General features: G+C 43.4%; 26 protein-coding genes. 16 read left to right on the top strand and 10 right to left on the bottom strand.

The features are described from left to right. The 6 genes from ACJVC5_RS15990 to ACJVC5_RS15965 all read left to right on the top strand — a co-directional run bounded on the left by ACJVC5_RS15990 (nt 1) and on the right by ACJVC5_RS15965 (nt 5475). Nucleotides 1-312, top strand: a complete 312-nt coding sequence (locus ACJVC5_RS15990) for a hypothetical protein (RefSeq protein ID WP_408096539.1) — start codon at nt 1-3, stop codon at nt 310-312. Between the two features lie 33 nt (nt 313-345). After that, on the top strand, nt 346-1776 hold the full coding sequence (locus ACJVC5_RS15985) for a sensor histidine kinase (RefSeq protein WP_408096538.1): 1431 nt from the start codon (nt 346-348) through the stop codon (nt 1774-1776). 70 nt (nt 1777-1846) lie between these two features. Next, complete coding sequence (locus ACJVC5_RS15980; protein ID WP_408096537.1) at nt 1847-2305, top strand: hypothetical protein; 459 nt, start codon at nt 1847-1849, stop codon at nt 2303-2305. Further along, nucleotides 2302-4266 (top strand): hypothetical protein, encoded by a 1965-nt coding sequence (locus tag ACJVC5_RS15975; RefSeq protein WP_408096536.1) that lies wholly within the window; start codon nt 2302-2304, stop codon nt 4264-4266. Before ACJVC5_RS15980 ends, ACJVC5_RS15975 begins: the two co-directional genes overlap by 4 nt. Before the next feature lie 134 nt (nt 4267-4400). Beyond that, nucleotides 4401-4664, top strand: coding sequence for a hypothetical protein (locus tag ACJVC5_RS15970; RefSeq protein WP_408096535.1), 264 nt, complete (start codon nt 4401-4403; stop codon nt 4662-4664). 64 nt (nt 4665-4728) lie between these two features. Then, nucleotides 4729-5475: a hypothetical protein gene (locus tag ACJVC5_RS15965; protein ID WP_408096534.1), complete on the top strand. Its 747-nt coding sequence runs from the start codon at nt 4729-4731 to the stop codon at nt 5473-5475. Nucleotide 5476: 1 nt separating this feature from the next. Here ACJVC5_RS15965 and ACJVC5_RS15960 read toward each other — a convergent pair whose 3' ends face one another. The 3 genes from ACJVC5_RS15960 to ACJVC5_RS15950 form a co-directional block, all read right to left on the bottom strand. Continuing rightward, nucleotides 5477-6925, bottom strand: a complete 1449-nt coding sequence (locus tag ACJVC5_RS15960; protein ID WP_408096533.1) for a hypothetical protein — start codon at nt 6923-6925, stop codon at nt 5477-5479. A 1-nt stretch (nt 6926) separates the two neighbouring features. Continuing rightward, a complete protein-coding gene (locus ACJVC5_RS15955; RefSeq protein WP_408096532.1) occupies nt 6927-9509 on the bottom strand; it encodes a CHASE domain-containing protein in 2583 nt (860 codons plus the stop codon). A gap of 69 nt (nt 9510-9578) precedes the next feature. After that, nucleotides 9579-10769 carry a porin gene (locus ACJVC5_RS15950; protein WP_408096531.1) on the bottom strand — a complete coding sequence of 397 codons (1191 nt, stop codon included), beginning with the start codon at nt 10767-10769 and terminating at the stop codon, nt 9579-9581. Between the two features lie 339 nt (nt 10770-11108). Between ACJVC5_RS15950 and ACJVC5_RS15945 the strand changes: the two genes are divergently transcribed. Beyond that, a complete protein-coding gene (locus ACJVC5_RS15945) occupies nt 11109-11546 on the top strand; it encodes a hypothetical protein (protein ID WP_408096530.1) in 438 nt (145 codons plus the stop codon). Nucleotides 11547-11588: 42 nt separating this feature from the next. Here ACJVC5_RS15945 and ACJVC5_RS15940 read toward each other — a convergent pair whose 3' ends face one another. From ACJVC5_RS15940 to ACJVC5_RS15925, 4 genes are all read right to left on the bottom strand, one after another. Then, on the bottom strand, nt 11589-12656 hold the full coding sequence (locus ACJVC5_RS15940) for a hypothetical protein (RefSeq protein WP_408096529.1): 1068 nt from the start codon (nt 12654-12656) through the stop codon (nt 11589-11591). A gap of 70 nt (nt 12657-12726) precedes the next feature. Then, entirely contained in the window at nt 12727-13908 is a 1182-nt protein-coding gene (locus ACJVC5_RS15935; RefSeq protein WP_408096528.1) for an ABC transporter permease, read from the bottom strand. Continuing rightward, the gene (locus tag ACJVC5_RS15930; protein WP_408096527.1) at nt 13901-15100 is read right to left on the bottom strand and encodes an ABC transporter permease; all 1200 of its coding nucleotides are present in this window, start codon (nt 15098-15100) and stop codon (nt 13901-13903) included. Before ACJVC5_RS15930 ends, ACJVC5_RS15935 begins: the two co-directional genes overlap by 8 nt. Nucleotides 15101-15179: 79 nt before the next feature. Continuing rightward, entirely contained in the window at nt 15180-15584 is a 405-nt protein-coding gene (locus tag ACJVC5_RS15925; protein WP_408096526.1) for a hypothetical protein, read from the bottom strand. A 168-nt stretch (nt 15585-15752) separates the two neighbouring features. Here ACJVC5_RS15925 and ACJVC5_RS15920 point away from each other — a divergent pair, with 168 nt between their 5' ends. Further along, entirely contained in the window at nt 15753-15917 is a 165-nt protein-coding gene (locus ACJVC5_RS15920) for a hypothetical protein (RefSeq protein ID WP_408096525.1), read from the top strand. Here the strand turns inward: ACJVC5_RS15920 and ACJVC5_RS15915 are convergent. Then, complete coding sequence (locus ACJVC5_RS15915; protein WP_408096524.1) at nt 15914-16549, bottom strand: O-methyltransferase; 636 nt, start codon at nt 16547-16549, stop codon at nt 15914-15916. The two genes, ACJVC5_RS15920 and ACJVC5_RS15915, sit on opposite strands and share 4 nt — an antisense overlap. A 78-nt stretch (nt 16550-16627) precedes the next feature. Here ACJVC5_RS15915 and ACJVC5_RS15910 point away from each other — a divergent pair, with 78 nt between their 5' ends. The 3 genes from ACJVC5_RS15910 (at nt 16628) to ACJVC5_RS15900 (ending at nt 18079) form a co-directional block, all read left to right on the top strand. Beyond that, nucleotides 16628-16927 (top strand): hypothetical protein, encoded by a 300-nt coding sequence (locus ACJVC5_RS15910; protein ID WP_408096523.1) that lies wholly within the window; start codon nt 16628-16630, stop codon nt 16925-16927. 62 nt (nt 16928-16989) lie between these two features. Then, on the top strand, nt 16990-17610 hold the full coding sequence (locus tag ACJVC5_RS15905; RefSeq protein WP_408096522.1) for a TatD family hydrolase: 621 nt from the start codon (nt 16990-16992) through the stop codon (nt 17608-17610). Nucleotides 17611-17635: 25 nt separating this feature from the next. Further along, nucleotides 17636-18079 (top strand): hypothetical protein, encoded by a 444-nt coding sequence (locus ACJVC5_RS15900; RefSeq protein ID WP_408096521.1) that lies wholly within the window; start codon nt 17636-17638, stop codon nt 18077-18079. Here the strand turns inward: ACJVC5_RS15900 and ACJVC5_RS15895 are convergent. After that, nucleotides 18062-18919, bottom strand: a complete 858-nt coding sequence (locus ACJVC5_RS15895; RefSeq protein ID WP_408096520.1) for an HNH endonuclease — start codon at nt 18917-18919, stop codon at nt 18062-18064. The genes ACJVC5_RS15900 and ACJVC5_RS15895 overlap by 18 nt on opposite strands. A gap of 106 nt (nt 18920-19025) precedes the next feature. Here ACJVC5_RS15895 and ACJVC5_RS15890 point away from each other — a divergent pair, with 106 nt between their 5' ends. Genes ACJVC5_RS15890 through ACJVC5_RS15870 form a run of 5 tightly spaced genes read left to right on the top strand, consistent with a single transcriptional unit; the run spans nt 19026 to nt 21313 of the window. Next, nucleotides 19026-19646, top strand: a complete 621-nt coding sequence (locus ACJVC5_RS15890; RefSeq protein ID WP_408096519.1) for a hypothetical protein — start codon at nt 19026-19028, stop codon at nt 19644-19646. A 7-nt stretch (nt 19647-19653) separates the two neighbouring features. Next, a complete protein-coding gene (locus tag ACJVC5_RS15885; protein ID WP_408096518.1) occupies nt 19654-19926 on the top strand; it encodes a heavy-metal-associated domain-containing protein in 273 nt (90 codons plus the stop codon). Then, nucleotides 19901-20275, top strand: a complete 375-nt coding sequence (locus ACJVC5_RS15880; RefSeq protein ID WP_408096517.1) for a hypothetical protein — start codon at nt 19901-19903, stop codon at nt 20273-20275. Before ACJVC5_RS15885 ends, ACJVC5_RS15880 begins: the two co-directional genes overlap by 26 nt. A gap of 14 nt (nt 20276-20289) precedes the next feature. Continuing rightward, nucleotides 20290-20793 (top strand): RNA polymerase sigma factor, encoded by a 504-nt coding sequence (locus tag ACJVC5_RS15875; protein WP_408096516.1) that lies wholly within the window; start codon nt 20290-20292, stop codon nt 20791-20793. Continuing rightward, entirely contained in the window at nt 20786-21313 is a 528-nt protein-coding gene (locus tag ACJVC5_RS15870; RefSeq protein ID WP_408096515.1) for a hypothetical protein, read from the top strand. The genes ACJVC5_RS15875 and ACJVC5_RS15870 overlap by 8 nt, the downstream gene beginning before the upstream one ends. On the opposite strand, the gene ACJVC5_RS15865 is transcribed toward ACJVC5_RS15870, so the two are convergent. Continuing rightward, nucleotides 21291-21653, bottom strand: coding sequence for a hypothetical protein (locus ACJVC5_RS15865; protein WP_408096514.1), 363 nt, complete (start codon nt 21651-21653; stop codon nt 21291-21293). The genes ACJVC5_RS15870 and ACJVC5_RS15865 overlap by 23 nt on opposite strands. Nucleotides 21654-21670: the final 17 nt, after the last annotated feature.

The raw sequence follows: 21670 nt of genomic DNA, 5'->3' as shown, positions 1-21670 counted from the left end.
ATGAATGCAAATCCTGTAGACTTTAAGGCCCCTAATTCGATCGCCGCCATCTGGAGTATGATGCTTCCAGGACTGGGTCAGCTTATGAAGGGAAGAGTGATGCCAGGTATCTTCTGGGCCTTTTTAGTGGCCGGTGGATACTATGCCTATTTCTGGCCAGGTCTGACTTTGCACGCTTTATGTATTCTGGATGCGGGTTTTTATAAGGGAGATGGCTCATTTCTGGCCCTTGATAACTGGTTTAAGCGAATTGCCTTTGTAGGAATGGTGTTTTTACTCATCGCTTACATATATTTCCGCAATATTTATTAGATTTTCCTTAAGTTCAGTTGTTAGAATATTTTGATGCTTAACAACTGGACCCAAGAGGAAAATGACCGCTATCAGCACCTTGTGGAATCGCAGACCCGCGAGAGCTGTCGAGTTTTGAATTTTCTGGCAGTTACCCTAATTCCTCTATATGCCGTTCTTGATTACATTGCCCATCGTGATTATTTCGTTGAATTGTCCGTGACTCGAATCGCGGCCGTGATTATCTTCGGTCTCATTTTTATTTATGTGAAGAAACGCTATTACACCATGAATCCGTTTGTGGTTGGGTTTTCTTCACTTACGCTGGCCGCGACCTTGGTCACGATTCAATGTTATATTTTGGGCGGATTTGTGAGCCCTTATTATGCGGGTGTGAATCTCGTTTTACTTGCGGGGGTCTTGATTTTTCCCGTCGTTCCCCGACAGATGTTTTTTCTCGTGACCTTAAACATTCTCATTTATGTATTTGCGGGCTTTCTCAGAACAAATTTTCAGATGGTTCATATTTCTGAATTTCTCAACAATACGTTTGTGCTTATCACAACCGGTATTATCGGAGTCATTTCTTCTAAAATTAGAGAAGAAGGTCGTAAGCAATCCTTTAATCAAGTTCTCCAAATTGAAAAGAACCAGACGGAGCTTGAGGCCTCAAGAGACATTCTGCAATTAAATCTTCAAAGTGAGCAAAACAACGTGGCGGCACTGGTCCAGGAAATCACATCCCGGAAGGCGGAACTAGAAAAGGCCCTCATTTTGGCCGAGCACGCTAAGTTAGAGTCACAACTGGCCTTAAGTCTTCGAGAAGAATTTATCTCCCTGGCCTCCCATGAACTTAAAACACCCATTACTTCACTTACTCTTCAAACTCAGCTTTATCAAAGAAAGTTCATGCAGGACAATTCGCTTCAACCGGATCAGTTAGCAAAACTTTTTACCACTTATGATCAGCAGCTCAAGCGCTTAACCAGAATCATTTCTGACATGTTGGATATTTCTCGTATCCAGGCCGGTAAATTTGAACTTGAGATCACTGAAGTTGACTTGGAGACCACCGTCAAGCAGGTGGTGGATCTGGCCATGTCGATTGAACGAGTGCCGATTAATCTCGTGACTGAAGGGTCTGTTAAGGGCCATTGGGACGCCTTCCGGATTGAGCAGGCGATCCTTAACCTTGTGACCAATGCCATAAAATACGGACGGGGAATGCCCATTGATATTTTTCTACGATCCACCGGCAATTCAGTGATCATTGAAGTGGTGGACAGAGGAATTGGAATTCGTCCGGAGCATTTAGAACGGATTTTTGATCGTTTTGAAAGGGCCGTGGGGCATAGAGAATTCTCAGGTCTGGGACTTGGTCTCTACATAACTAAGCAAATTATCGAGGCCCATGGTGGAAAAATCCAAGTCGAAAGTACCTATAATGTAGGCTCAAAGTTTGTCATCACTTTACCACTCAAGTAATACGCTCGGGCATTAATTGCCCATTCTCCACTTCATCGAGTTTTATTGCCTTTGTAATAAAATAAAATTCATGAAGAACTTCAAATTTCTCTTTTTGTTTCTTTTATTTCCTCTGACCGCAGGGGCCCTGGCACCTTCACCAAAATTTGAAAGTCGAGCAGACATCGGCTTTGTCGAAAATTTTCACGATGCCGTCGATGGTGTGGATCTTTCGCGCATGGGAAGTGATTTTGAATACAAGGATCTCACGGCCCAAAATGTAAAAGAGTTGGAGAAGACCCATGATACAAAACGTGAGTTTGGTAAAATGTTTGGTTTTAACGACTGGAAAATTACCAATCAAAAGTTAATGGAGACTGAACACGGACGAGTTCTGGTGTTTGAAGGAAGTTATAAAAACAAGCGCGATGTGATTGTGAGTTTTCTGGAAGTTTATTGGGCCCAGGCCGGAGCTTCAAAACAGTTTCTTCTTACTTCGGAAAAGAAAGTTTTAAAACTTGAAGAGTATCAGGAGTACCTTGTCCCATGAGATTTCTTTTTATTCTTCTTCTGATTCTATTCACTTCAACTTCATGGTCACAACGACTGACTCTGGATATTAGCTGTACGACACCCGGAGATTTGGTCTCTTCGAATGTTTCTCTCCAGGAATTTCAGTTTGTTTGTCAGCACTTAGTTGACACTGATCCTGCTTGTCAGAGAATTGTTCCTGAAAACAGAATGAACTGTGATAAAGGCCAGACGGCAAACCGACTTCTTTCTTCTGAAAATATTCTTTCTAAGGTGGGCCAGTGTATTAAGGGTTTCCTTTTTGATTCTTTAGTCGACCTTGGAAACATGGTGGTTGATCTCATCTCAAGCTTAGTTGACATGCAGGTGAAGTCAGTTACCGGCATGGCAAAATTTTTAATGGATGAAGATTTTCGAAATGAGTCCATGGCCAAGCTAAAAAAGAGCGGTGGTGAAGGCAGTAAGCTCGCGATGGATTTTATCCGCATGTCGGCCGCTTACTTTTCTCAAGAGTTTCCTAAAAACTTATCAGACGCAAATTACAATCCGGCACTGGCCCTAGGGAAAACTCTCTATGAACCCTTGGTCAATATGCTTTCTCAAGCGGCCGAAGGAATTGCAAAGCACTACATCTCTGAATATAACTGTTTAAATGGTGAGGCAAAGGCCAATACCATCTGTAAAGCTGTTGGGTCTTTAATCATGCCACCAACGGCGATCTTTGCTTTTTTAAAGGGCGGTAAAGCGGCCCTGGTTGCTCTGGAAGCGACAGAAAAAGGGAAGGCAGCAGTTGCGGCCAGCCGAGCAAGTTTCTCGAAATTAAATCATCTCTCAACCGCCGCCAAATTAACTGATGCGGAAAGACTCGCAGAGGCCTCAAGACTTTTGGATGGCATGAACCTCACACAGAAACAAAAAGAAGCGATCATCGCCGCTCACAAGATCGGAATTGATGAGGGCCGAGGTTTCTATACTTACACTCAAGGAGACATCTCTCAAAAGGCCCGTCTTCTTCGTGAAGCAGGTTTCAATCCGGATCAAACTCGTCTTTTGATGGAAAAAGGCATTACTGGAACTTTTGCTAATCCCAATACCACTTCTCTTGCTAATGGTGCCCGAGTTCAGGGCCAGACCTATGGTATTTCGATCAATAAGCTCGCGGCCAATGGACAAGACGTTACTCAAGAGATGGCCAAGTATAAAAATGCTTTTAAAGAGGCCGGAGAAAACTATTCACTGGCCGCTTCTACTAGTAAGAACCCACTCATTCTAAAAATGGCGTGGGAGTCCTCGGCCAAAGCTGGAGATGTGACGGGAACACTTGCTCATTACCAGAAGGGCCTTAAAGAATTTGGGATGAACCAAACGAAGATGATGCAAGGGATTTCTCAAGACATTCTGACTCTTCAGCGGAAGGTCGCCGCCAATCCAAAAGATCCGACTCTGGCACTGGAACTTAAGACCTTAAAAGAAGTTGAAGCGAAACTAAAAGGTGTTCAACCACCGGCGGCCGTCGTGGCAAAACCAGCGACTCCAGCTCTGGCCCCTGTGAAAGCAGAAGTGAAGGCAGAGGCCAAGACTGAAATCAAAGTACCAGAAAATATGAAATGGACCGAGGCCCGTGACATCGCCAATAAGTACCGTCTTTCTCGTCAACCGGAAGAAGCGAGCCATTACTACTTAAAGGCCGCTCAGAAGAGAGATTTTTCTGATCGCCAATTTCTTCAGGCCTTTGAAGAAAGTATGAAGGGCCAGGGAACTGTGGCCCGAGAGATATTTGCCAAGGCCGATAATAAGCAACTCAATGCCATGTTAAATGAGATGTTTGAGCGCGAGTTACACTATACGAAGAACGCCACTGAAAAAACAAATCTCAGAAAAATTCTGGAAGACATTCGAGACAATAAAGACAAAAAATCTGCTCTTTATATGCCTCAAGAACGAATGCTTGAAAACATGCTTCGATGGACCAAGGAATAGGTAGAAATTCCCTAGTGTCAGGAGCGATCTGCACCGGGGCCATTAGTTCTCCTGGCCCTTAAATTCCATCCACTTGGACTTGGCACGAACCTCGCATAATGGGGGCAGGACAACGTCTTGGACAGGAGGTTCAGATGAAGGTTTTTATGTTGCTTCTAACTCTTACTTCTTTCTCTTCACTTGCTTCTACAGGGTCATTGAACTATGTCGACAACATGCAAGTTCCGAAGGTCGTCATGAATTACATGCTGCCCATGAACATGCTTGAACTGCATCGTGATTTCTATTTTAATGACCGCATGATTGCCGGGAAGAAAGACACACAAACATGGTCAGATAGATTGCGCACGCGTCTTCAAAGCAATGGTCTAAAAAACTTAAATGCTTTTTTAGATTGAAGAACTGAACCTAAGAAGGAGTGTTTGCTAGAATGACCCTAGTTTTAAAGGACAAGGGTGGTTTATGCGAACATTAAAAAAGATCAGTCCTATTACTTTTATGACTTTAAGTTTGGTCGCCTTTTCTGGTTGTAAAGAATTCTACGATAGTGAATTTGAAGAGGCGGCCTTGACTCAGCAAAATACTGAGGATGAAAATCGAACTTATGAAGCGGACTTAGTCGCGACAGATCCAAACTTTACCAATCTAACAGGTAAAGGAAATTTCAGCATTCAGGATGGTGTGGTGAACGCCAACATCAATCTGGATGAAATTCCCCAAAATTTCACTCAGCTCTTTTACACTTATAGTTCGGCCGATTGCTCGAGTCTTCAAACAACTTTTCCGGCCGACACAACTTCCAACAGAAATTTTACCCACTCTGAAACATTGACTGATGATGCTTTAGCTCAGGAGTTAATTGCAGCGGGCGCATCGCAAGCGCCGGATGATACTGATCTTGCGAACACCAGTCTTTTAATTCGTGCTGCTCCTATTGCGAATGGTCTGCCTAGTCCATCAGGAACTAATGTCATTACCATCGCCTGCGGAACTCTTACACAGACTGAAGATCAAGATGATTCTGGAACCACTACGGGAACCACCACAGGAACAACCACAGGTGGAACGACCGGAACAACTACTGGCGGAACCATTGGCGGTACCGTTGGGGGAGATATCGGTGGTGATTTTGGCGGTGACTTTGGTGGAGGTATTGGTGGTGAAATATCAGGCTCCGTCGGTGGCGAAACTGCCGGGACAGAGTTCTAATTTATTTGATCAATGGCAACACCAGATTAAAAATAAGTTCGCTCGTACCATTTGAGTCGAGAGTGAATTTTCCTTGGTGAAGTTCAACCACGCGTTTGATACCGATTAAAGATCTTTCTGATTTCATCTTTTCTTTAAAATCCGAAGTGGCCCCCGGATCTTTTACGATTAAGGACAACTCTCGATGATGTTTTCTTTCCGTGTTCTTGATGAGTATCTGGGTGTCTTTCCCGGCGTGATAAATAATATGCGTAAAAAGAAGGTTCAGAACACTGCTCTTAAAGAGTGTCTTATGGGCATAGATGTGGATGCTCTCTAGTTCCTGTTGATTCATGATGATCTGAATGTTTTTACCTTCAATTGAGTCATGGAGCTGATCAGTCACTTCCAGGATGAGAGGGAAAAGCGGTGTTTTATGCAGCTTCGTTGATTCATCTTGATTTGTGATTCGCTGAAGAATCTTAATCTGCTCCAGGAGATTGGTGATATAGAAGGCATGAAGGGAGACCCTTTCCGGAGAAATATGTCCCGCCCCTAATTTCATGAGTTCCAACTGGTTTTGAATCAAGATCATTCCATTGGAGGCGTCTTGAATAGAAATGCGAAGAAGTTGTTCGGCCTCATCTGGCTGCATATTGCTATGAAACTTTTGTTCTAACAGTCCAAAGAGATAGGTCGAGAGAAAAGAAATAATAAGGGCCATGAAGATACTCAAGGGCCACAAATAGGCCTCCGTGTACTGCTTTTTAGGCCAGCTCAAGAACATGAGTTCTCTTCCTCTAATTTTTACGTTTTGACGTTTAACCAGGCCTTTGACATTTTTCGGAGAGCTGGTTGAAAAATAATTAAGCCCTGATTCTACATCTTGAATCACGAGTTCATAAGAGCGCAGGAAGTTCGCGGTCATGAACTTTTTAAAAAAGCGCTCATTACTGATCACAGGGCAGATCCAGCCCATGAGTTGATCGTCTCTCCGAATAGGGATATAGACCACAAATCCCTGTGGCCCTTGATAGAGATGAAACGGAGGAGAGATCCAGAATTCTTCTCCTATATCGAGAGAGTGCTTCATGAACTGAAGGTTCTGTGTCTTCTTACCGAGTGAGGCCTTATTCTCCTGATAAGGATAGACCCTCACAATGGTGCCTTGGTGGTCAACAATATTGATGCCTAAAATCTCGTCATAGTTTTGAAGGATGTTCTGGGCCAATTGCTCATACTTCTTCGTATAAAGGTTCCCGTGGGAAAAATACTCGGAAGTGACGATTCCTTTTGAGATCAAGGAATCCATAAACATCTCAAAGCGCTCCAGGACCTCTTCATGTATGACAGAGGCCTCAGAGTGGAGAAGCTCTTCTTGTTTGGCGTGTTGTCTGAAAGTTATGGCATAAACCATAAAAAAAGATACGGCGAAACAAGCTAGAAAAAAAATGATTTTACTTCTATTCATGTCAGCTTTCTCTGGTCTTCAGTTCAATAATAAATCTCGTGCGCGTGTTTTCCATATCCAGCCAGATATTTCCGCCATGGGCCTCAATGATTCCCTTAGCAATACTAAGACCAAGGCCCGTGCCTCGACGAACATCTTTAGTTGTAAAGAATGGTTCCATGATCTTTTCCGCGACTTCCGAAGGTATGCCATGTCCACTATCAGTCACAATGATCAAGATTCGGTTATCTTTTATGACTTCAAAGCTTAGTTGAATCCATTTTTCTTCCAGGCCCTCAATGGCATCATAGGCATTGTTAAAGAGATTGAGAAGGACCTGAGAAATTTGACTTGGGCGGCAGATAATGGAGACGGGAGGAATGTCTTCAATCTTTAATTCAATGCCGGTGGCACGAAATTTCTCCGCACAAAGATCCAGCGTCTCAGTTACGACTCGTTCCAGTGGAACAAATTCAAATGGATCGTTGTAAGATCCCCGTGAGAAAGTCCGAAGACCTTTCACAATTTTGCCGATCCTATCGGTGGTGGTTTTAATTTTATTGATCTCTTCAAAGATGGACGGATGATGAATTTCCAGTTCCTCCAGCATAAGAGTAATGACTTGAATTTTACCCAGGATAATGGTCAGAGGGTTGTTGATCTCATGGGCCATGCCGCTGGCCATCTCACCAAGGGAGGCCATTTTTGAAGAATGAATGAGCTGCATCTTACTGACTTCAAGTTCTTTGGTGCGCTCATTTACCAGGGCCTCGGCCTTTTGACCGAATGTAATTTGTTCCAGAAGAAAGCTTACGATAAAAAGCATGAAGAGATTCATAAGAAGAGCTAGGGCCACCGCGGTCCCGGTATTTCTAATAAAAAAAGGAGCTCTTGGATAAAACTCAAACACATGGGGCAGACCATAAATATTGACGGTCTTTTTAATGGTGTATTCACTTTGCTTGAAGGGATGTTCAGCACTGTCTGGGTCTTCAATATGAATCAGCTGGCCCTTCACTTTTATTTTGGTTCTTAGAACTTGTGAAAAAGGTTTTAGGGCCTTTGAGAAAAACACGGTACTGATAATAGGAGCGCCCACCCAGCCCATAAAATTTCCGGATTTGTCCTGAATGGGTTGCACGATCGTGAAGCCAATCCGATGAAGCTTATCCTGAACCAGATAGATGGGATCAGTTGAGATGGTCTCATTAAGACGCTTGGCCTTCCAGGCTGTTTCACGACGGTTTTTATCACTACCAACATCAAGGCCTATGGCCCCATGATTGCTCTCTTCAGGCTCTAAATAGGCAATAAGAAGATAGTCATCAAATTGCTCGGCATATTCTGAATTAATAGTTTTAACCTGGAAATTTGGCCGACCTTTTCTCGCCATTTCTTCTTTAAATTTTTCCAGATCTTTTTTCGGGACCTGACGGATGACGCTTAATCCATTGATAGCATCATAGCGTGAGCCAATTTGCATTGAATGAATATACTCTTTCCACTCTGTGGCGGTAATTTCCGGTTTTAAGAGAAAAATGGCCTTACTGCTACTGAGTAGAAGATCATACTGGTTTGTTGTGCTGATCACTGAATCAAGGGCCGTTTCCACCATGCGGTTAAAATCAGTTTTTAACTGTCGTCTTTCAGCATTCGAAACCATGTAGGTGATGATAAAAAGTGAGAACCATCCAATAAGATTTCCCAGGATAAATTTGGGGCCCACGGTGAAGTTTGTTTTGAAGGGACGAACAAACAAAATAGAGAAAGCGTAACTAAAAAGTAAACTCTGAGAATAGATAAGATTTTGATTAAGACTGCCATATTCAAATGGCCCAAAACCTACTGTGGTCAGAACAACGATAGCAAAGGCAATGACAATCAGAATGGTCCTTGAAACCAGGCGCCCTAGGGTCAGACCAATCAAAATGAAAAACGGACAAAGCGCCCATGAGAAGGCCTGATTAAAGCCCTTCACGAACACCAAATAGGTGATGAAGAGCATGAACAAACAAATCAGAACACCTAAGGTGAATTTTTTCCAAGAGATGTTGTAGGGATCGAGCTTCTTAGAATAAAGCTCCATAAAGAGGGGAAGGACCAGCAAGATACCAATGGAATCACCACTCCACCAGGTGTACCAGGTGTAGCTGACTTCACTGCTGGGAATTGTTCCAAAATAGTAAAGTGAAACAACACCGAAGGTCGCACTCACCATACTTCCAAATACTGCTCCTATGGAGATCGAAAAAAACTCTGAATAATTTTTTAAAAAGTTTTTCTTAGAAATCCACAGAATGAGCTGACTACCAACAATGGCCTCCAACATATTTCCGGTGGAAATGGTGAAGAGTCCGATGGTGGATGTACCGACCATGAGATTGGTTAAAAAGGCGCCTAAAAAAATGGCCGGAGCGACCCATCTTCCAAAAAGAATCATGGCCCCAATGGCGAGTCCTGAGGCCGTCCAGATGGGTGAAGAATTAGCGTTGATGGTGGCGAGCTGAATGCCCGACCAACCCAACATAAAATACAGGGCCGTTATAGATAAACAGACCAGGCCCTTATAGGTAAGTGATGAATGTTGAGATTCAAATTTATTCACTTACAAATTCTAGCCTAGTCTTTACCTACTTTTAAAATATTATTAACAAATCATTAATGAAGCGGTGGGTTAGATTCCGATTTCAAGCTGAAGTCGGTAGACCCAGTAGCTTCTGTAAGTGTCTTTCACTGAGTTTGATAACTCGTCATACGACAGATCGGTCTGAACCTTAACTGTGTGACGGTTAAAATACTTCGATAGACCTAGAGTATATTCCTTCTGGTTGTTGGCAGAACCCGCCTGGGATTCTTTGTCCGCGAAAAGTTGTGAATAGCGAACAGAAGGCTCGATATTGTTATCGAAAAGGTAGCCGGCTTGAGTGGTAATACCTTCGCCTTTGAAGACTGTGACTTCTTTTGTTCCATCCATAAAGACCGGATCATGGGCCCAACGGTTGGCGTATTCAGAGCTCCAAGAGAAACCACGGTGCTTAAAGAGAGCATCAATGAACCAGGTTTGAAGATCGCGATTAAGACCCGGAGTTGTGTACTGAGTTCCTAGCTGGCCACCAGGGCGAGTGGTTTTCTTGTTGGCGTTGAAAACGGCACCGATAGAAAATTTAGGAGCGAGTTCGCGGGCAAGGTCCGCTTCAAAATAGTCCCCTTCATCTTTAAAGGCGCCAAGTGGTAACCATTCCACGCGACCAGTGTAGGAAAGACCATTGTCTTTGTTATCAGTGGCGCGGCCCTCTCCGTTTGAAACGGCGAGTTTCAACCAAAAAGGTCTGTCCTCTCCCCAGCGTTGATAGAACTGGGCACCCAAGTCACGATCAAGAGTGAAGGTGGCGTTGACGATGGAGCGATCAACCAGCTGTTGAGATCCAGATGAAGTCACACGTTGTCTGTTACCAGGCAGTTTTGTTTGCCCGTACCAAACTGTGGCCGTATCAGAAAGTCTCCAACCCACGACTGCATCACGAAGAATATTCGGATACTGAGTGCGGTCAAAATCCATATCTCCACGAGTAAAAGAAAGTTGAATACGATAAAGAAGACGAGGGTCCCAGACCGTACCATCCAGACGTAAACGCATCCGTCTTACGTTGAAATCCGCGATTTTTGCCGATAGGTCCTCAGTATCTTGGGTCTCGTATGTAAAACGGTTTTGCATACGAAAACGGAAACGGGTCTTAAAGTGAAGGGGTTTATATTCTACATGCACACCTTCATTAAAATAGGTGTTCATCCCTGCGGGATCTAGAACTTGTGCCATCGTCGGAAGTGACGAGGCCATTAGAGCGGCCAGTACAACTTTTTTCATTTTTCTCTCTTCGTTATCATTTCATTATTCACTAGCTAGGGTATGACTTCAATGTGACCAGCTATTTGTAATAAACTTGTAATGAAATCTGTTAGCATCATTTACTTTAACCATACTAAGTATTTCTACGTAATGGAATTCAAAAGTTGCAGAGGAAAATTTTGGCCAGAGACAAAGTTATCTTTACACAGCTTCAGTAACAAGCAGACTTCGTGAAATTTGTGTTCTGGGCCAAGTCAGTAAGTCAATCCATGCGGGCATCTCATAGTTCCTTTTCAATGCAAAATTTTTGGAAATAATCTCCCGCGCGGTTATCAACTTTTGAAAAAGGATCAATTCATGGACATTCGAAAAAAAACCAGCATGGTTCTCGCTTCGGCCCTTCTTCTTACTCTTGCCAGCTGTGGTGGCAAAGATAGCAAATCAAAGATCAGCACACAAGTTGACCCTATTTGCGAAGACGTTAACTGTCTTTCAAGTGTTAACTGGAAAATCATGCTTAACGGCAAGGTCTTCCCGGATAAATCACGTGTCGACATCAATGGTACTACAGTTCTGAATGAATGCGTATCAAAACAAAAATTTATGATTGATCGTCATTCTGTTCCGCAAACTCTTCTTCTTGATAACTACATTGTTCCTAAGCGCGGCGATGTGAAAATTCATGTGGTCGACCTCGGACACTGTGATTCAGAATCAACATTTATTAAAGACGACAATGTAAATTTTGATTTAGTGAAAGGCGGAGAAGTTAGCGAAGTTGTGATTCATTTATAATGAAGAAAAGGTCAGGGTCTTCTGCCCTGACCTTCTTTTTGATTAATCGTTCAAGAGTTCACCCAATCGAGAAAGCGATCCTTCAAATTTTTGGGCCTTCGTTTTAAGCCACAAGAAGTCCGGTCTTGCTTTCGAGAGCCACTTACCTCCCACAATTTTCCCAAACCCATCCAGTTCAACTTCATATTCATAATTGGCGGTCTTCTCGTGTTGCTTCTGAGTTCCTCGAACCGGTTGCCAGTCATGGCCGTTTTCATCCACGTAGGTGATGGTGGTTCTGATTTGAAGAGTTTTCACTGCTCCCGGAGCCGCATCATTATCGGCCCCGTATTCATCGACGATGACCGATGAGTATTTGTTGATCGGATGGTTCCAGACCTCTTTATAGCGCTGAATATCGGCGACAAAGCCTTTTCCATCAATTCCTATACGGTTGGTAAGGACAATATGGAAAGCGCCGGCATTCATGTCATCTTTGCAATCATGATCAAAGTTTAAAAAGCCGCCTTTGAAGCAGCGTCGTCCCATTTGATAGACCGTCGGTGTTTGGAAACCGTAGGCATAGTAGTAACTCACCAGGGCCTTAATGTCGGAAGAGCCAAAAGGAATTTCGATGCCGTCGGGATTACGCATGACTTTTGGTGTTGGTTCTTCATGGTTCATGGTGGCCGGAGACCAGCCGTGACACATTCCTTCCCAGATTTCGGCCTCTGGATCGGCACGGCGATAAACTTCTTCGCGAAGTGGATAATTGTATTTTCCAGTGAAGAGATCGTACTTTTCAGAAGGGGCGAGTTCCGCCAGTTGCGGAATGGTCATTCGCATGGCCTCTTCTTTGGTGGGAGATCTTAAGTTCCAGCCGATTTTTTTCTTTGCAAACCAGCGGTAGTTAATGTTTCCATTTCGAAGGGCCCAGTAATCTCCTGACCAGTATTTCTTTGAAGGAGCGACTTCTCCTTTAAGTGGAAGGTCACGAAAGGTTCGAGTAAAAAAATAGCTCATGATTTCAGGATCGGAGATATTTTCCCACGCCATCTTCATGTCCGAGGTCGAAGCAAGGGCCACATTAGTGAGAGACAAGAAGGCGATGAGTCTTGAAATCCTTTTCACAAGACACCTCCAGGTGAATTGCGAATAAATCTAGAAAAGACCGTCTGCACTTCACTACTAAAGAAAACCTTTATTCCGTCCGGCTCTTCTTTAACACAATCCGAAGCGGATAGAAGGACGCGATGATGAGAGTGATAATCAAAAACACATTACAAGAAAGAAAGACCCATCCATAGAAGTTAAGATACATGTCTTGAGAAAGATGTATCCCGCCCATTGTTATTTGGGTCCCACCGGTTAAAAGCGATAAATTAAGCGGAATGATATTGAAGATGCCAATACAAGTGAGCATCACGATGTTCCCTATGATAAGGGCCGTGACTGAGACCAGAAAAATCTCCAGAGCAATGGATTTTCTGATCCATGCTGGTGGTGCACCAATGATGGTGGTCATCTTGTATTCTTTCACGCGCTCAAGAAACGAGAGAGAAAGAGTGTTGGCCATGGCAATCCCCGCCACAAGAGCAAAGAAGATGGCATAAAATTTTGTGAAGCGGTCCATGAATCCTGAACTCGAAGCAATTTGCGGCAGAAGTTTTTGCCACTGGACCTTTTCTAAGAGAGAGGCGCCTTGAATCGGGTCCCCAAAGTTCACGAGGAGGTGATACTGATCAGGACTCATCGAAAGAAATTCTTGCATACTCGCCAGATCCGTCACGGCAAAAGTCTTCTCAAATTCTCCACCACCCAGATCCAAAATTTTCTCAACAGTAAAGAGTTCATTGGCGACCGATCCGTCTACCGCTTGCCCGATCACCGCCACTTCATCGCCCTCATGGACCGCCAGAGCGAGGGCCAGGCGTTTTCCCAGAATGAGTGGGAACTTATGCTGAAACTTAAAGTCTTTTTTTAGAAGCGTTGAAAGGCGCGAGAGTTCGAGCTCTCGTTTCATATCGTAGCCATTCATGAGAATGGGAAAAGCGTTTTTCTGGCTAGCGAGGAGAACCACTCCTTGAGTTCTCAAAGTATAAGTGTGGGGAAGCTTCTCAATAGAATCCTTGTGAATGATTTTAAACGGATTAATGCTCCCTTTATCAAAATCGTAATACTCAGGTGCAGTGATCTGCTCCTGGCCATATTTCATCCCCAAGATGTTGTCCATCATGGTCTTAAATGTGGTTTGACGGAAGGTCAGGATCCAAAGAGTCAGGGCATTGGCAAGTGCAATACCAAGAATGAGGAGTATCGTTCGACGAGGATGACGACCGAGATTTCGGAGTGCCACTTTTAAGAGGAAGTATTTCTCAGGCATCAATGACTTCCTTCTTCACGATTTTCTTCACACAAAAATAATTGCTGGCAAAAATAATCACGGCCTGAAAAGTCAGAATCAACGTAACATTCAACCAGTTGATGACCGGGAAGACCAGAGGAGAAATTTGAATTCCTTCTCGCACCACTTGCTGCTCACCCAAGAGAGTAAAATCAAGTCCTTTTTGAATGCTTAAAAAATGGAGAAGACCCCAGATTAAGACACTTAAAAATAATGAAATTCCAATGATCGTGATCGCCTCACAAGCACCCAAGAGGAAAATGGTCTTATCACTGGTGCCTAAGGTGCGAAGAAGTTTTACTTCTTCTTTTCTTTCGTCCCAGAGGATATTGATCGGTGTAATGATAGAAACAAAAGCAATCACCAGCATAAAAACAATCAGGGCCCTGGTTGTTCCATCATGAAACTTCATCATGACGTTTAACTCGGGATAGAGATTGTTCCAAGATTTCAACACGAGATTTTTGTTTTTAATGACCGGCGGAACTTTCACGTCCTGGGGCCTTAAGATCACTCGATGAAAAGACCTTGCGTCCGCAAGACTCAAGAGGTCCTGAATGACTTCATTCCGCACATAGGCATTGTGGCCCTCAAAGCCCGGGCCATATTTATTAAAAATGCCAATGACAGTCAGGGCCTCGTTTAAAATGGCGTTACTCTTGTCTTGATAGGTGATCACAAGATCATCACCGATTGCGAGTTTAAGTTTTTCGGCAAATTTCCGGCCAATCACCACTGTTCGTCGGTTCTCTTTCGGGATGGGCCAGGTACCCGTGACATGGGCCTTAAGAGGGAAAACCTTTTCATGGGATTCAGGTTCAATCCCAATCAAAGTCAGTTCCTGAGAACCCTCGGGATGAAGGATGGTGGCCTTCAAGAGAAGTTCAGGGGTCATTTTATAGGGTTTTAATTTCTTCAGAAGTTTGTGGTCCAGGACCTCCGGATTAAGGGGATCTTGGGTATCGAAGAAACCACGATCTAGGACCTGCCAATGGCCGGTCTCAGTTTCGATGATGCTGTTTTTAAGTTGATGGTTTTTTCCCTCGAAGAGACTGGCCGTAAACAGTGAGAAAATGCTGGTCAGACAAACAATAACAATAATGAACGCATTTCGGGACTTCTGCCGAATGATCGACCTTAGGGCGAAATGGAGGATGGACGTATTGTTCATGGACACATGGTAAGTCATTTTTACACCGGCACTACAATTAGACCGAGGCCGGGGTAAAATTTACAACGTGTTGTAGAGACTAGGGAGAGTCAGTGAGGACCAGGCTTTCAATCTCGTTAGCATCGAATTCGGCCCTCATGGGGTCTCTATCCAATTGAATCACACCTTCCACTACGGAAAGCTCCATATTATAGGCCTGATTGAATCGTTTGATCGTGTGCTGCTCTAGCACATTAAAGTAGGGAATGCCTTCATCTTGGGCCACTTCCGCCGCCTTCTTCATCCAGATAATGTCGGCGACACTTTCTTCTTCTGGTTTTTGAACTTCATAGGTGATCTTAAAGGTATTGGATTCTTCCATCACCTGTTCCATGGGGGCCTCTTCTTGCTCCTGACGTTCCAGTGGTCGGTTCTCCTGCCTCATGGTCGGGATGAGAAAGAGAAGTGCGGCCACAACGACTACGACAAACTCAGTTAATCTCATAAGAGACCTCCATTCCAATCAAATTAAATGAGGGGAATGGTTTAATGAAAATATAATAAAACTAAATTATGTCCGAGTGATTAGGTGAGTGAGACATGCTTCATTGAGAATTTATATGAAGCGAGCAGTGAAGCCATATAAAATAAAAGAATCGGAAGGAGTTTTGTCATGAAACACTTCATTATTATGACCGCATTCTTAGTTTTAGGTTGTGCTTCACATGAAAGAAAAGACTGGGATTCCGGCGGAGACGCGCAGAGGGCCTATGGCCAACAGCAAATGCAGGAACAAGTGGAAACCATGCGCGTGCAACAACCGGGTGGACGTTATTAGCTTTTTTGAATGAGGAACATTCCATCTCTAATTGGTAACAGAGTCTTTGTATAACCTTCGAGGTTTTTTGCTTTCGTATTATGAGCGATGATCGAATCAGTTTGCTTATCCAGTCCTGGAGTTAAAATTTTTCCTGACCATAAAGTGTTGTCTACAACAATAAATCCATTCGGTGAAAGGTGTTCAAGGGCCCAGTCGAGATAATTTGAATAATTATTTTTGTCCGCATCGATGAAGACCAGATCATATTTATCATTCAGCTCTTTCATGGCCTCGAGACCAGGTTTTAAAATTTGCTGAATCTTTTTTCCATGTGCTGACTTTGCCCAGTATTCTTTGGCAATCGTTGTCGTGGCCGGATTGATATCAATTGTAATCACTTTTCCGTCGGCCGGAATTTGTTCTGCCATCACTAAAGCGGAGTAACCGGTGTATGTTCCAAACTCCACAATGTTTTTTACTTTTCCTAGTTTAATGAGGAACGTCAGCACAGATGCTTCCATCTCACCAATCAGCATGTTGCTTCCGTGAATGCCTGCGCGAGTGTGATCTTCGAGGGCCTTCGCATCGGCGCTTGGACGGGTTGAGTGATCGATGCAATATTTTTCAATTTCACTAGATATAAGTCCCATTTTTTTAACTCCGTGCAATGTATAAATCTATAGACCTTCTTTATAACCATTGGTTTAATTATAGAAAAGGAGATTCCAATGAAAAATTTAACGATGGTTCTCGCTCTTTTGGTTACAGGTTCTGTGTTTGCCGCAAAAGATGCCGTTTTCCCCAACGTATATAACTACGGTTCACAAGTTCAGGTCCAAGTTTGGAACCATGATGCCCGAAATGTTCACTGTAATGGAACTCTTTGGATGAGAACTCAATCTGGTAAATCTTATTCAGAATACTATTCTGACTGGGTCTTCGCTCGTGGTTCTTCTTTCAGAACATTCTACGCTCGTGACATCAACGACAGAATTCAAAGCGTTTCTCACAACATTTCTTGTTTCTAATTTTGAATCAGACTCCTTATCTTGATATTCATACTCACAGACGGGATTTTTATGATCCCTCTGTGAGTGTTGAGTGCCTCTCCGAAAAAGAACTTAAAACCGAAAGATCGACCCAATACACCTCCGCAGGGGTTCACCCCTGGTGGCTGGAAGATTTTCCGGAAGACATCGAAAATTTTAAATCCCATGTAAAAAATCTCGCCGAAAGCAACAAGCTTTGGGCCATTGGCGAAACTGGCATTGATCGCACTTATCCAGAGTACCTAGAGCAGCAACGAGAGCTGTTCATGTGGCACCTGGAGTTGGCCGAGAAGCATCAACTTCCTTTAGTCATTCATAACGTCCGCGCCGGCGCAGACTTTCTGCAAGTCATGAAAGAACGCAGACCCACAACTCCGTGGATCTTCCACGATTTTCGCGGCAATGAAGTTCTCATGAAAGATTTTTTACGCTTACATCCTCAATGTTATTTCTCCTTTGGTTTATCTCTGGATAATTCTCCGCAGGTGCGTGAGCTTCTGCCTTCAGTTCCAATCCAAAATTTGTTCCTCGAAACCGATTCTCAGAAGCACCTCGACATCCACGACATTTATCTGCGTGCTGCCGAATGTCTTCACATGGACATCGAGTTCTTAAAATCTCAGGTATGGCTTAACTTCAAGAAACTTGCTAGAACTCACTAGTCGATTTAAATCAACTGGAGGTTCTATGAAAACGTTTCTAGCTCTCACGGCCCTGATTTTTTCGCTCTCATCATTCGCTTCTGAACGTGCTTTTATCTCCTATGGGGGAATGGAGTCCTGGGGACGCTCATTCTACGCTTGTACCTATGCTGAATCTCAAACCATCAAGCATCTAAAAACTCTTGGCGCCACAAACATCGACGTCACTTGCTCTGGCGGCATTGATATTTGGATGCAGGGCCCAGTTCGTATGGTTGCCACTTTCGACGTTCCAGAACCTACTGGCCGTGATGAAGCTCGTCGTATGACAATCAAAGGTAGCCCTCGTAACCCTTCTTGTGGCCTGAATGTTGCGATCTTTAAGGCCATTCTGCCAAAATTCTCTAAAACTGTTTCTGTAACAAGTGCCGATGATTCATGCCTATCTCGCACTTCTAATTATTCTTACGATCTACTTATTGATATGTAATTTTCCAGGCGGGGCCATGAGCCCCGCCTTTATCCTCGCTCGCTGATTGCATGGTGAGCACAATAATCTCAAATTCTCGCGGGTCGCTGGTCCTCCCATAGAATAGGGAAGGATATGATCGTAATTGAGATTCCTCGTGGACCCGCAATTAGTGCATTTTTTATCTCGCGCATACACATCCCGTTTAACTGCCGCTGGAATTAGTCTTCCTACTTTCGCTGGAGAAAGTGAAGTTCGGGGTTTGGTTTGCTTGAACTTCGTCTTTTCCACAGACTTGATGGCTTCCTTCGCCATAAACTGGACCAGCTGATCCATCTCCATTTCTTTACCCAAAAGATTTTTTAGCTGATCAACCACTGCCATAGTTTCGTCTGATAAAACAAACGCCACTTGAACTTTATCTTTTGAAATGCGCTTGGTTTTATCTTTAGGTTTCTCTTCTTTACCGGTGATTTCGAATAATTTTTGTTCGCATTCTTTCTTGGTTAAATTTTCAACATCTTTAAAGACTTCACGTTTTTGAACAGGATCATCAATGAATTGATTCACTAATGAAATATTCGTGAGATTTAATTTTCCATCTTCGATTTTTTGCTCAATTTCTGGCATCTCCGCTAGTGCCCTCGCGGCGACGATCCGTCTTTGAGCGGAAGCTCCATCATAACCTAATTCATGAACGCAATAAGCAAACAACGACGAATACTTTAAGTCGCAATAAAGCTTCCTCTTATCTATTTCTTTTAAATGATGAAGCAGTTTAGTGAGAGCAGATCGTTCATCTGCCACCAACTTTTTTATATCACTCAGTAAAATTTTATTTGCAACGTGGTTCAGTTTCATGTAAAAACTTTTACGGAAAAGATACGGACTAGTCAAGTATTAAAAAAATTACTTTCTCCGGAGAAAGTGATGTCACAAAGGGGGACCCTGCTACGTTATAGAGTGCATGAAAAAAATAATCACACTTACAGCTCTGTTGTTCTCGTTTAAAAGTTTTGCACATCCGGTGATTTATAAAGACGGTTGGGCCATTAGTTCGGCCAACATGGAAGATTACTCGAACAATTACGTCATGTACTCTTTCTCTAATAAATTCGCAGTGGGAGTCGATCATTGGCGCTTCTCCCAGGACAAGGCCAATACTGAAATGGGGTTCCTAAAACTCAATCACCTTCTTTGGCGGGCCAACGGCGAAGATTATCAGGCCAACCTCTATATTCATGGAGGATTAGGGGTGAGAGATCAGGAATGGAAACCGCATGGGACTTATGCAGATTATGTTGTAGGCGCTGAGGCCGACTGGGAAACCCGCGTCCTCTACACTGCACTTAAGTATTATCAGTTTTCGGATTTATCCATGACCCAAGCAAGGGTGGGATTTTCGCCGGCGATTGCGGACTTTAATAGTCTTCAGACCTGGTTCATGGTGCAAGGGATGGTCATTGATGATTTAAATGAAACTGTCATGATCACACCGATGCTTAGATTCTTTTATCAGAATGTATTGTGGGAAATTGGCTCCTCGACCCGCGGCGATTGGATGCTAAACCTCATGGTTCATTATTAGGAGGCATATGAAAAAGTTGTTGGCAGTATTTTTAATGTTAGGGGCCTTGAACGTTATGGCAGCTGAAGTAAATGTAAAAGTAAGCGGAATGGTTTGTTCAATGTGTGCGCAGGGAATTCAGAAAAAGTTTTCCGCCATACCTGGAGTAAAGAACCTTAACGTAGATTTAACTAACAAATTTGTGAAGTTTGAAACTGGCGACCAAGAGGTCTCAGATGAAACGATCACAAAACTAATTACAGAGGCAGGATACAATGTTGCTTCGATTGAAAGAAAGTAAATTTATTAGCTACCTGAGTCTGTTTTCGTCTTTTGGAACGCTCATTTGTTGTGCGATTCCATCGACTCTGGTGCTGTTGGGATTCGGAGCAAGTCTAGCGAGTTTTTTGGGAGAGTTCCCACAACTCATCTGGCTTTCCGAAAATAAAGAATTGGTATTTGGAGTGAGTTTTTTCATGCTGGCCGTGTCTTTTGCCGGACAAAAATACGCTGAAAAACAAGTCTGCCCAATTGATAAAAGAGAAGACTGCCAAAATACCAAGAATTGGTCTAGGCCACTTTTTTATGTGACTTTGATCATTAACCTGATCGGCGCCTTTTACGCCTTTGTTCTCCCGAAGTTAATGTGAGACAATAAAGGTCTATGAAAACTGATGAACAGCTAATGCGAGAATATATGCAGGGGAGCGAAGTTGCTTTCGGGCAACTTTATGAAAAATACTCCCCGATGGTGTATGGGTTCATCAGAAAACGTTTAAGAACTTCGGAGTCAGAAGACTTTTATCAAAAGGTCTGGCGACAACTGCATGAGAAGCGAAATCTTTATCAGGACCAGCCTTTTGCTCCTTGGTTTTTTGTGATGATGAAACACCTATTGATTGATGAATATCGATCTCTGGGAAGATTGGATAAAAAAGAGTTTCAGGATGAGTTGATTGAAAAAATCTATCATCAAGACCTGACGGATGATGGATTGGAAGAACTTTTACAAACTCTTCCAAAGGAAACGCAAGATTTGGTTCGTAAATACTATCTTGAGGGATTTAGTTATGAGGAGCTAGAACAGGAAACTGGCCTGTCACAAACAAACCTCCGCCAACGTCTATCAAGAGCACTTAGAGGTTTAAGGAACAAACTCTATGAATAAAGAATTTTTAGAATTTATGACGGGAAAGGAAAGTGTGCCTGAGCATTTAAAATCGCTCGCTAAAAAAGACATCCTTTTAAGTTTCCACGCAAAATCCATAATCGCAAAGTTCCTGGGATACCAGCTTTTAGGGGCCCTGTTTTCAATGTCAGTTTGTCCTCAATTTGGTCTGGGACTAGTAGAAGGTCATGGCATCACCCACGTGGTTCGTATGATTGGTGATTGGGCCTGTGCTGCTTTTTGTGGATCTCTGTTCTTATCTGCCGGACTTATGGTGGCCTTCATTGGAATGAAAGGCGAAGAGCTTTGGTGGATCTGGAACCGTTATAAGTTTTCATTGATTTTTTTACCGGCCCTCCTTTGGGGAGGTCTGATGCTGACCAATATTTCTCTAAATCTTGATGGAGAATCTATCCTCTATCACGTGATGTGGATTGCTTCGGCGATTTTTGCACAATGGGTCCTCTTGAAAATGAGAAGCCAAATGTTTTTGGCCACTAGTTTCGTGGGTAACAGATGACGTTGAATACGTCCTGTTTTCCACCAAAGTCATGGGCCAATTCAACGGGAAGTGCGCGAGCATTTAGAGAATAACTGCGCTTGGCCTCTCGGCGATAAGTGGCATCTAAGACATTCACGGTACGAGAAACTGAGACCTCGATCATTTTGTTTGAGCGCATGAGACCTACCTTAATGTCCCATCCGCCCACATCAACAATACGACTGGTGCCCACATCTATCGTAAAGGCCACTTCAGAGTGTTTGTGAGAGGCCTGACAAGTGTATTGCGAAGGTTGTCTTTGAGCGTATCCGGTGAGCATCAGAGCAAGGAAAGTGAAAACCAGGAAGAGGATTTTCATGAGGTCTCCTTTGAAGG

Origin of the sequence: Peredibacter sp. HCB2-198 (genome assembly GCF_045999315.1) — a bacterium.
In the GTDB taxonomy this organism is placed as follows: Bacteria; Bdellovibrionota; Bacteriovoracia; order Bacteriovoracales; family Bacteriovoracaceae; genus Peredibacter.
The sequence above is the reverse complement of the archived record's forward strand: the minus strand, read 5'-3'. Positions and strand labels throughout refer to the sequence as shown.

Bases quoted from the DNA above. Each gene is read 5' to 3' on its own strand.
- ACJVC5_RS15900 (WP_408096521.1), top strand. From the start codon at position 17,636: ATGAAAACGTTTCTAGCTCTCACGGCCCTGATTTTTTCGCTCTCATCA.
- ACJVC5_RS15880 (WP_408096517.1), top strand. From the start codon at position 19,901: ATGTTGCTTCGATTGAAAGAAAGTAAATTTATTAGCTACCTGAGTCTG.
- ACJVC5_RS15915 (WP_408096524.1), bottom strand. From the start codon at position 16,549: ATGGGACTTATATCTAGTGAAATTGAAAAATATTGCATCGATCACTCA.
- ACJVC5_RS15910 (WP_408096523.1), top strand. From the start codon at position 16,628: ATGAAAAATTTAACGATGGTTCTCGCTCTTTTGGTTACAGGTTCTGTG.
- ACJVC5_RS15985 (WP_408096538.1), top strand. From the start codon at position 346: ATGCTTAACAACTGGACCCAAGAGGAAAATGACCGCTATCAGCACCTT.
- ACJVC5_RS15965 (WP_408096534.1), top strand. From the start codon at position 4,729: ATGCGAACATTAAAAAAGATCAGTCCTATTACTTTTATGACTTTAAGT.
- ACJVC5_RS15885 (WP_408096518.1), top strand. From the start codon at position 19,654: ATGAAAAAGTTGTTGGCAGTATTTTTAATGTTAGGGGCCTTGAACGTT.
- ACJVC5_RS15890 (WP_408096519.1), top strand. From the start codon at position 19,026: ATGAAAAAAATAATCACACTTACAGCTCTGTTGTTCTCGTTTAAAAGT.
- ACJVC5_RS15980 (WP_408096537.1), top strand. From the start codon at position 1,847: ATGAAGAACTTCAAATTTCTCTTTTTGTTTCTTTTATTTCCTCTGACC.
- ACJVC5_RS15870 (WP_408096515.1), top strand. From the start codon at position 20,786: ATGAATAAAGAATTTTTAGAATTTATGACGGGAAAGGAAAGTGTGCCT.
- ACJVC5_RS15930 (WP_408096527.1), bottom strand. From the start codon at position 15,100: ATGAACAATACGTCCATCCTCCATTTCGCCCTAAGGTCGATCATTCGG.
- ACJVC5_RS15950 (WP_408096531.1), bottom strand. From the start codon at position 10,769: ATGAAAAAAGTTGTACTGGCCGCTCTAATGGCCTCGTCACTTCCGACG.
- ACJVC5_RS15990 (WP_408096539.1), top strand. From the start codon at position 1: ATGAATGCAAATCCTGTAGACTTTAAGGCCCCTAATTCGATCGCCGCC.
- ACJVC5_RS15920 (WP_408096525.1), top strand. From the start codon at position 15,753: ATGAAACACTTCATTATTATGACCGCATTCTTAGTTTTAGGTTGTGCT.
- ACJVC5_RS15945 (WP_408096530.1), top strand. From the start codon at position 11,109: ATGGACATTCGAAAAAAAACCAGCATGGTTCTCGCTTCGGCCCTTCTT.
- ACJVC5_RS15865 (WP_408096514.1), bottom strand. From the start codon at position 21,653: ATGAAAATCCTCTTCCTGGTTTTCACTTTCCTTGCTCTGATGCTCACC.
- ACJVC5_RS15895 (WP_408096520.1), bottom strand. From the start codon at position 18,919: ATGAAACTGAACCACGTTGCAAATAAAATTTTACTGAGTGATATAAAA.
- ACJVC5_RS15960 (WP_408096533.1), bottom strand. From the start codon at position 6,925: ATGAATAGAAGTAAAATCATTTTTTTTCTAGCTTGTTTCGCCGTATCT.
- ACJVC5_RS15935 (WP_408096528.1), bottom strand. From the start codon at position 13,908: ATGCCTGAGAAATACTTCCTCTTAAAAGTGGCACTCCGAAATCTCGGT.
- ACJVC5_RS15970 (WP_408096535.1), top strand. From the start codon at position 4,401: ATGAAGGTTTTTATGTTGCTTCTAACTCTTACTTCTTTCTCTTCACTT.
- ACJVC5_RS15975 (WP_408096536.1), top strand. From the start codon at position 2,302: ATGAGATTTCTTTTTATTCTTCTTCTGATTCTATTCACTTCAACTTCA.
- ACJVC5_RS15925 (WP_408096526.1), bottom strand. From the start codon at position 15,584: ATGAGATTAACTGAGTTTGTCGTAGTCGTTGTGGCCGCACTTCTCTTT.
- ACJVC5_RS15875 (WP_408096516.1), top strand. From the start codon at position 20,290: ATGAAAACTGATGAACAGCTAATGCGAGAATATATGCAGGGGAGCGAA.